This is a genomic window from Methanosaeta sp. UBA356, assembly GCF_002496465.1.
Classification (GTDB): Archaea; Halobacteriota; Methanosarcinia; order Methanotrichales; family Methanotrichaceae; genus Methanothrix; species Methanothrix soehngenii.
In genome coordinates, this window is the sequence record NZ_DAKC01000068.1 from 1 (window position 1) to 9008 (window position 9008).

Annotated in this window: 7 protein-coding genes; 1 reads left to right on the forward strand and 6 read right to left on the reverse strand. The window is 53.4% G+C overall.

The genetic code is table 11. From position 1 onward, the window contains the following. Window positions 1-199: 199 nt before the first annotated feature. The gene (locus tag BP727_RS06030) at window positions 200-511 is read left to right on the forward strand and encodes a DUF2188 domain-containing protein (RefSeq protein WP_083804627.1); all 312 of its coding nucleotides are present in this window, start codon (window positions 200-202) and stop codon (window positions 509-511) included. Window positions 512-577: 66 nt separating this feature from the next. Here the strand turns inward: BP727_RS06030 and BP727_RS06035 are convergent, their stop codons facing one another. The 6 genes from BP727_RS06035 to BP727_RS06060 are packed head-to-tail and all read right to left on the reverse strand — an operon-like array spanning window position 578 to window position 8960. Next, the gene (locus tag BP727_RS06035; protein ID WP_286857871.1) at window positions 578-1471 is read right to left on the reverse strand and encodes an SWIM zinc finger family protein; all 894 of its coding nucleotides are present in this window, start codon (window positions 1469-1471) and stop codon (window positions 578-580) included. After that, window positions 1468-4575 (reverse strand): DEAD/DEAH box helicase, encoded by a 3108-nt coding sequence (locus BP727_RS06040; RefSeq protein ID WP_286857873.1) that lies wholly within the window; start codon window positions 4573-4575, stop codon window positions 1468-1470. The genes BP727_RS06035 and BP727_RS06040 overlap by 4 nt, the downstream gene beginning before the upstream one ends. Window positions 4576-4619: 44 nt before the next feature. Beyond that, entirely contained in the window at window positions 4620-5168 is a 549-nt protein-coding gene (locus tag BP727_RS06045) for a DUF6691 family protein (RefSeq protein ID WP_273279076.1), read from the reverse strand. A 12-nt stretch (window positions 5169-5180) separates the two neighbouring features. Next, the gene (locus BP727_RS06050) at window positions 5181-5705 is read right to left on the reverse strand and encodes a YeeE/YedE thiosulfate transporter family protein (RefSeq protein WP_013718081.1); all 525 of its coding nucleotides are present in this window, start codon (window positions 5703-5705) and stop codon (window positions 5181-5183) included. Between the two features lie 6 nt (window positions 5706-5711). Further along, complete coding sequence (locus BP727_RS06055; protein WP_013718082.1) at window positions 5712-7091, reverse strand: MBL fold metallo-hydrolase; 1380 nt, start codon at window positions 7089-7091, stop codon at window positions 5712-5714. Between the two features lie 12 nt (window positions 7092-7103). Next, window positions 7104-8960 carry an SLC13 family permease gene (locus BP727_RS06060; protein WP_286857875.1) on the reverse strand — a complete coding sequence of 619 codons (1857 nt, stop codon included), beginning with the start codon at window positions 8958-8960 and terminating at the stop codon, window positions 7104-7106. Between the last annotated feature and the right edge of the window lie 48 nt (window positions 8961-9008).

The following is a 9008-nucleotide window of genomic DNA, read 5'->3' on the forward strand; positions in this document are numbered from 1 at the left end:
ATCTGATATCCCCCGGATCATCATGAATCTTGTGGGAATTCCCTGGCTTCCGGCCCTGCTCTATGGCCGCGGCCGCTCCAGCTCCTTCCATCTCCACCGCAATTATCCTGGGCGCACTGCAGCATTCATGGCCAGGGAAAGCCCCCTCGCAGAAACCCAACAAATCATTTTATATATTTAGAAACACTAATAGAAAAATATGGCTCGGAATGAGCGACATGTGGTAAAGAATTCCCGAAACGGATGGGATATCAAGAAGCCCCATGCATGGAGGCCTTGTGGTCACGCTCAGACCAAGGCCGAGGCGATCAGGCTGGCACGAGAGATATGCAGGAAAGAGAAGGCTGAGTGCATCATCCATAGTGAAGATGGAAAATTCGAGGTCTACGATAGCTATGGAAGGTGCCTGGACGCGTCAAGGTATATGAAGACAAGTCCATTTAAGGGATTTGTTAACTGGATGAGCAAGCTCTTTCAGTCAATAATGCACTCATCAAGGTTTCGGCAATAGCTTTCAGCAGTTTTTTGCCTTCCAGCATCCAGCTCGTGAAGCGTGGCATAGCCAGTGCCATCTTTACTACTGCATCTCTTTGCTTTCAGTCTCGCCAGTTGCCCTCTGAAGTGCTGCTTTGCCTGCTTTTTCATAGGCCTTGGGGAGCAATGCTGCCAAATTGACGCCTGCTATGTAAAAGGGGCTCGGCCCCAGTCTCTCCAAAACTGCCCCCTTTACATCAGGGGCTCTTGGATTGATCTCCAGCAGATCAAGCTCGCCACCTCCCCGCCAGTAGCAATCCAAACACTCCTCCAAGGGCTTGAATTGCTCCCTTGCGTCCTGGCTTGATCTCGAAATCCCATCTGCCTCCTCAACAGCCTCAGCGGAACGCATCTTGCGCATCGCTTCCATGATCTGCTCTTTGCTCCGCCCTCGAAGCTTGAAGATCAGGAAAGGATCGCAGTCAAACTGCTCTGCCAGAAGATAGTAGACCGCGGCTATATGCTTGCAGGGATTAGACCAGTCCGGGCAGGAGCAATCTGTCTTCAAGTCCCTGCCCTTGCTGGGAAAGAGGGATAGACCTGACTCGGAGAAGGCCTCTTCGATGTTCTGCGGCATCTCCCCGCCCAGCAGCCGGGCTGCAAATACTGCTTTTGAGGCCATAGTCGAGGCAGCCTTATCCCACTCAGCATCCGACAGTGGCTTCAGCTTTATCACCACATCATAAGGCTCCGATCCGGTTCCCTGCACCCTGGCCCTCACTATGCCGGGATTGACATCTATGGATATAACCTGCCCTTTTCGAGCATAGCTTTTTCCTCGAGTGAGCCTGGCTCCCAGATTGAAGGATTCAAGGGTCTTGACCCAGCGCTTGGACCACCATGTTTCTCCTATGCATCCTCGTTTGCTCTTGGCTTTTAGCCCGTTCTCGACCTTCTTGGGCTTGGCTGGTTCATAGTAGCTCCAGTAGGGGCTCATTTTCTATCGCTCCGATCGCTGCTATCGCTCCCATTGCTCACTGCCTCCTGCCTCAGAACAAGCAGCTCTCTCAAGCTATCATCAGACAGCTCCGTCAGCCAGGCTTCACCTGTCCCTATCACCGATTCTGCCAGCGCTTTCTTCTGTTCTATCATCTGGTCTATTCTCTCCTCAAGCGTTCCAGCACAGACGAACTTATGCACAAAGACGTTCTTCTTCTGGCCGATGCGGAAGGCGCGGTCAGTAGCCTGATTCTCCACCGCAGGATTCCACCAGCGATCGAAGTGGAATACGTGGTTGGCAGCAGTCAGATTGAGGCCGAAGCCTCCGGCCTTTAATGATAGTATGAATATTGGAGAGCTTCCCTGCTGGAACCTTTGGATCATCTCCTCTCTCTGCTTCCGGCTGGTCTTGCCGTGCAGGAAGAGGACTTCAACCCCGAGCTTTTCCTGCAGCTGATGTCTGAGCATCGCCCCCATGCCGGCGAACTGAGTGAATATCAAGGCCCTGTCACCAACAGAAATGGCCTCGTCGAGCATCTCCTCCAGACGGGACAGCTTTCCGGAGCGGCCCTCCAGCGGGCTTCCGTCCTGCAGGAAGAGCGCCGGGTGGTTGCAGATCTGCTTGAGCTTGGTCAGTGCAGCCAGAATCTGACCTCTGCGCTTCATGCCTTCAGAAGACTCGATCCTGGATAACATATCCTCCACCACCGCAGCATAAAGGCTCGCCTGCTCCGGCGTCAAATTATAGCCCACCTTCATCTCCGTCTTTTCTGGGAGGTCCTTTATCACTGTGGTGTCGGTTTTTAGCCGGCGCAGGACAAAGGGCTGGATGAGAGATCGCAGGGCCTCGGAATGAGCTCTATTATTGTATCTTTCTATGGGCAGCACGAAATCCCTGCGGAAGGATTCGAATGAGCCCAGATAGCCGGGATTGAGGAAATCCATGATCGACCATAGCTCAGAGAGCCTGTTCTCCACGGGCGTTCCTGTCAGAGCGATCTTTTGGGTGGCTTTCAGGCGCTTTATGGACTGGGTCTGCCGGGCAGACTGGTTCTTGATGCTCTGCGCCTCGTCCAAGACTATGTGACCCCAGGATACGGCATTAAGCTCTTCTTCATCCCTCTGGGCAAGAGAGTAGGTGGTGATAACCACATCTGCCTTTTCCGCCGCCTTCTCGAAGTCCTGGCCGGAGAGACGGCCCAGGCCGTGATGCATGAGGACCTTCAGCCCGGGGGCAAAGCGCTCGATCTCCCGCTCCCAGTTGCCGGCAACAGACATAGGACAGATGAGAAGAGTGGGGCCGGGGCCCTTCATAGTCTCTCTCTCATGCAGAAGAAATGCAATCAACTCTATCGTTTTTCCCAGACCCATATCATCCGCCAGACAGGCTCCCAGGCCGAGCCGGTTCAGGTACATGAGCCAGGATACGCCCCGTAGCTGATAGGGCCGCAGAGTGCCCTGGAAATCTAGGGGGGAAGAGAGTTGCTCCATATGGCCGCTGGGGTCAGAAAGAGCGGAAAGCATCTCTTTGATCTTGCCCTCGGCCTCAAAGCCATGCACGGGAAGGGTGGTTTTCGCTTCAGGCAAAGGATGGCCGGCTGGATTCAAGCCCAGATGCAGAGCCTCAGCCAGGGTCATCTCGTGGTTCCTGTTCTTATGGAAAAAATCAATGGCCGCCTCGATATCCTGAGGCCTCAGCTCCATCCACTCTCCCCTTATTTGAATAAGAGGGATCTTGAGGTGAGAGAGCTGTGCGAACTCCTCTCGAGAGATAACATAGTCGCCTAAAGATAGCTGCCAGTCGTATTCCACAACCGAGTTCAGGCCGAAGAAAGCAGAACCAGCATTGCCCTCTTTTCTGGGTGCGTCCCTCAGCTGCAGCTTCACACCCAGGCGTGTGCCGGGTCGCTGCCACCAGGCGGGCAGCATTACTCCGAAGCCATTCTGCTCTAAAAGAGGAGCCGATTGGCGCAGGAATGAATAAGCTTCTGTGGTTTCCATCTCCAGTTCTGCAGGCCTGGCAGTCTCCAGGCTCTTTTCCAGCTGGGGAAAGAGTCGCGCTGCTCTGCCCAGGTCAGCGAGAAGCTGCTCTTGCGGATTCTTTATGCTCTTTTTCAAGAGGGTGAGAGCATCCGACTTTGTCCTCCATACCTCTCCCGCCGGGACCATCAGGCTGCGGTCGTCTTTTGCCTGGAGGAAGAAGCTCAATCTCCAGGTCTCCTCTTCCGCCGGGGCTTGCAGCCGGAAGCAGGTGCGAAATGGTACAGACACCGCTTTTGGCTCGAGTTCACTGATCCAGGAGTTCATCTTCTTGGCGAAGGCGGCGACCTCCTCAGTCGAGGCTTCAAGCGTTGGGTCCTTTGAGGTAAGAGACAGCAAGAACTGCTGGGGCAGAGGAATCACTCGCGGTCTGCGCCCTCTCTTGGGTGGGAGGAGTGTAAGCTGTTCCAGGCTGCCGCGCACCAGAGAGTCAGCCATTCCATCCACGAAGCTTCTCGCCAGATCTTTTGGAGAGGATTTATCTGTGGGGAACAATCTGAGAGCCTGGCAGCTTGGTGGCATGGCTTTTGAGAAGCGATCAAGCCGTTCCAGATCGGTCTCATCCATCACCGCCTTCCATAGAGAGTATCTTTCTCTGACCGCAGGCACAAACTGCTCTTTTGCCACCAGCTCCAGGGAATAGAGGGCGAGCCTGGACCAAAACCGCATTGAATCAGCATAAACAACTCCCTTGAGCGGATGTATGGGAAGATCCAGAAGAAATTTGGCTGCCAGGTCAGGCGCAAGGGCTAGAACATCAACAGCGCATTCGATCAGCCCAGCAGGCTTTTGTGAGATATAATCCTCTCTCAATAGCCAGGGCGAGGGAAGAGGTCCATTTTTGCCGGAAGGAATCCTGAGAATCAGTGCTCGAGTCTTGGCGCCATTCAGATGAAATGCCCTGGAAATTTGCGTTTTCAGCTCCTTTCCCGGCAAGGAGAATGGATGAGCTGGAATCCCTTCGCTGCTAACTGAATAGCCCTGATTGACCAGAGGTAGAGCTGAGGATTCAGCCCAGATATAAAATGCCTCGGTATCCCAGAGAGAGTGCAAGACGTACATGCTTTAAGTCCTTTGGCTCAATCGGGCTTAGGTTATATTGTTATTTAAAAGCTTAGCCAGCGCAGCACGGCGACTATCAAGACTGCCACGGCAGCAATGACGATTATCGGCCTGATGCCTATAAGCTCCGGTATTGTGCCCTCTGGAAGGGGGCCCCATTTCAGCACCGACCGGTTCAGGACAGGATAGAGGCGGGCGAACATCCCCGCTCCAATAATGATGCCAACCATCCCCACCAGGGCATCAATCGCTCCTGACCCAAATGCAGCAGCAGCGGTTCCTGGACAGTAGCCCAGAATAGCAAACCCCGCCCCGAATATCAGCCCGCCTATAACGGTAGATCCGATCGATCCGGGTTTGATGTGCAGACGGACAAGCCCCGCAGACCTCATGATATGGATCCCTATCATCCCCACCAGAATGGCTGTGAGCATAACCCTGACCACTGTGAAGTCGGTGAGCTGGAGCTGGCCAACTATCACCCCATAGTCGGTCAGCCCTCCCTTTTGGAGGAGGAATCCGAAGATAACGCCGAATAAGAAACCGAGGGCGACCTGTGCCCTTCCATTTGACCTGATCGTCTCAAAAGGCATCTTTATCACCCCTCATTTGATCCCCAATCCAAAGATCAGTGCGGCGACTGCAATCCCTGAGACAAAAAAGCATACCACCGCAATCCAGCTTACCAGCGATAGCTGAAGAGTGCCGGATATGCCATGACCGGAGGTGCAGCCATCAGCCCAACGGGCCCCCAGGCCGATCAGAATCCCCCCGATCAGAGCTATGGCGAACCGGAATAGCGCATCAGCTCCGAAGGCCTCAGCGAATATCGGGGGCACAATCAGAACCGCAAGACGGCCAGAGAGGAATGATGACAGAAGCGATCCAATTATCATGCCGAAGACGATCATCCACTGCCAATCAATTTTGGGCTTGATCTTCTGGTAGTAGGACATCTGGTCCGCATTTTCCCGGTTAATCGCCGATTCGATCATACCGGCAGACTTGGCAAACGCCGTCGAGGCACCCAGGGGGCGATCGGAGAGAAGGAAGGCGATCCAGGAGAGGACCCCTATCCCCGCTCCCACAACATACGGCGACCATGAATCCATCGTTATCCAATCGATCATAAGAGATCAGTCGTTAAGGGCGCAGATACCCAGCTTCTGGTACGCGGTGAATCCGCCCGCCATATTAAAGACGTTATTAAATCCGTTCATCTTCAGGATGGATGCCGCAATGCTCGCCCTCTGTCCTCCTCTGCACATCACAATGTACTTCCTATCCCTGGATAGCTCTTTATGTCTGGTTCTGAGGTCGTGCCAGGGGATCTGAATCGATCCGATGACGCAATCGTCAGTCTTCTCCTCCGCTGACCGGACATCGATGATAACCGCCTTTTCCGATGCAACCAGATCATTTGCCATATTGGGGGTTATTATTGGAACAGTATCTACTGGCATAGCGTTCACTCCCCAGGCCAGCATGCCCCTTTCGAGGAACGCTTCCACGCTATCCAGACCTACCCGGCGCAGCTGCATAGCAGCCTCGTCCACCTGTTCATTCCCTTCAACCACCAGGAAGATGTCCTTTTTCGGGGGTATGACCCAGCCTGCCTGGGTGGCGAAGCTGCCGGCAAGATCGATATGCCAGGATCCAGGTATATGCAGGCCGGAGAATGCCGGATAGCTTCGTACGTCCAAGATCGCCGCCTTTTCGGATTTTATGCTATTGGAAAAGGCCTTCGGATCCAAAGGTTTAGGAGTTTTGAGGCTCCTCATGAGATTGGGCCCCACCCTGTTGATCTCTGAGCAGCGAGCGAAATGGTCCGGGGCAGCTGGCATATCCGAGGTGAGGGAATGTATGAACTCCTGGCGATCGGATATCTGCAGGGCATAGTTGTATTTTCTTTCAAAGCCAATGGTGCTGCTCCTCTTTGCGCTTATCGCCCGTCCGCAGAGCGATCCCATGCTATGAGCAGGATAGACCTCGCAGTGGTCCGGAAGCTTAAGGATCTTCTCGTGCAGGCTATCATAGAGGGATGATGCAAGCTCCTCTGCTCTGCCCGGAAAGAGGTCCGGCCTGCCAACGTCTCCTACAAAGAGAGTGTCACCGCAAAAGAGGGATACAGGGTCATCTGCCCTGCTGGTGTCAGCAGCTATGTAGGAGATGTGCTCTGGGGTGTGGCCTGGGGTCTCGATCACCGAGAATATGATATCCTCCAGCTTTATCCTGTCCCCTTCTTTTAGGGGTTCATGGGGAAAAGCGCAGTTCGCAGATGCTGGAGCATAAATCCTGGCTCCAGTCGCTTCTTCCAGATCGAGGTGGCCGGAGATGAAATCAGCATGCAGGTGCGTCTCCAGGATATGAGTTATCTTAAGACCCATCTTCTTGGCAGAATCCAGATAGGGACGGATGTTTCGTTCTGGGTCGATGACTGCACAGATGTTATTCCCGGCTACCATGTAGGAGCTATGGGCGATGCCGGGGACGAAAAATTGATGGATGATCATCATTCTCACCTCTTATCAGATTAACAAATAGATGAATGTTGTTTCAATGCATATGAAAAGAACGGTCATAACGCCTCCCGCCTTGAGGTAATCCCTGATGGTATATCCACCGGGATCCATCAGCAGAGCGTTCACCTGATGGGTGGGAAGGATAAAGGAGTTCTGAGATGAGACTGCCACCAGCAGAGCCAGAGCCCTGGGATCCGCCCCTATGCCTGCGCTCAAAAGTAGCACCAGAGGAACTAAGAGGACTGTTGCCGCCACATTGGATATGATCAAAGAGAGAGCGGTTGTGAGGATGGCTAGGGAGAGCATGACTGCAATTGGGTGGGCGCCAGCCAGAAGATCGACAAAAGAGCTGGCGATGAGCCTGGAAGCTCCAGTGTTCTCCATCGCTATTCCGAAGGGAATCAGGCCGCCTATGAGAATTACGCTCTTCCAGTCTATGGCGTGATAAGCCTCGTCCGGAGTGAGAATCTCCGCCAGAATCATGGCCACAGCTCCAGTGAGAAGAGCGATGGAGATCGGCATTCCTGTAAAGGTAAGGGCCAGGGAAGCAATGAATATCATGACGGCCAAAGGCCCCTTCTTATAGCGAATCTCCTCTCCTTCGGGATGAGTGAGCAGCAGAAGATCCTGGTGGCTGGCAAGAAGCCTCAGGGTGTCCCATGATCCAAAGGCGATGATGGTATCGCCGGCTGCAAGAGGGGTATCGTAGAAATCCGATCTTGACTCCCTCATTTTGCTATAATGAACGATCGGTTCTATGGAGAACTTCTGGCGAAATCCGATCTCCCGCAGGGTTTTGTCTATGATCGAGGCCTTTGGCCGGACGATCAGCTCAGCCAGGCCAAATCCTCCGCTATCCAGGATGGACTTCAATCTGCTCCGGTTTTCAGTGGGCACACAGCCGGAAGCCGAAATAAAATCATTAAAATCCTCTTTGGATCCGAGGAAGGCCAGCTCCTGGCCGGACTCCAGGCGAGCATATCGGGAAGGGGCTACAGTCACCTCAGTATTCTTCCGGATGGCAAGCAGATTGAGGTCATATTTGATCTTGAATGATGCCTCTTCCCTTGTCTTTCCAGAGAGATTGGATGATCGGGGGAGAATGCAAGTCTTGATAGCGTAGTCGATGCCCCAGATCTCAGCCACTGTAAGCTGGCATTTCTTTTCCTTTTTATTCGGGAAGATGCGAGATCCAGCCAGGGCGAAGAGGGCGACCCCGGCTATGAGCAGAGGCAGTCCTACCGGAGTTACGGCAAACATGGAGAAGGGCTCCATCCCGTTCTGGCGCAAGAGATCATTGAGGACGATAAGAGGTCCAGAGCCGATCATTGTTACTGTGCCACCCAGGATGGCGGCAAAGCCCATGGGCATCATCAGGTGGGAAGTGGGGATTGAGGTCTGCTGACCTATCCTTCTTATCGCCGGCAGGAATAGGGCGGCTGCTCCGATATTTTGCATCACTGAGGAGAGCAAGCCCACGGTCATGGATACAGTAGAGATGATCCTTTTCTCATTCATCCCAGCATATTTGATAATAGTGCTGGCCAGGCGGGATGTTACCCCGGTTCTCTCGATTCCGTATCCCAGGATCATCACCGATGCCATTGCCACCACGGCATTTGAGGCGAAGCCTGATATCGCTTCCAATGGGCTGATAAGGCTCAGCCAGGCTAAAGCGAGGCAGGCCACTATGGCGACAAGATCGAGCCGTATACGGTTGCTTATAAAGAGGACGAGCATGGCTGCGATCACCATGCTGAGGAGAAGGATGCTATTATCCATAGGGAAGAGGATATTTGCAGCCAAAGAGGATAAAAAGGTTCTCTCCTTGTTGGCGGGATGATTGCGTGAAATGCTAGACAAAAAAATGAAAAATAAACAAAAAAATGAAAAATCAAACTGCGCGCGGCC

Bases quoted from the DNA above. Each gene is read 5' to 3' on its own strand.
- BP727_RS06050 (WP_013718081.1), bottom strand. From the start codon at position 5,705: ATGATCGATTGGATAACGATGGATTCATGGTCGCCGTATGTTGTGGGA.
- BP727_RS06030 (WP_083804627.1), top strand. From the start codon at position 200: ATGGCTCGGAATGAGCGACATGTGGTAAAGAATTCCCGAAACGGATGG.
- BP727_RS06040 (WP_286857873.1), bottom strand. From the start codon at position 4,575: ATGTACGTCTTGCACTCTCTCTGGGATACCGAGGCATTTTATATCTGG.
- BP727_RS06035 (WP_286857871.1), bottom strand. From the start codon at position 1,471: ATGAGCCCCTACTGGAGCTACTATGAACCAGCCAAGCCCAAGAAGGTC.
- BP727_RS06055 (WP_013718082.1), bottom strand. From the start codon at position 7,091: ATGATGATCATCCATCAATTTTTCGTCCCCGGCATCGCCCATAGCTCC.
- BP727_RS06045 (WP_273279076.1), bottom strand. From the start codon at position 5,168: ATGCCTTTTGAGACGATCAGGTCAAATGGAAGGGCACAGGTCGCCCTC.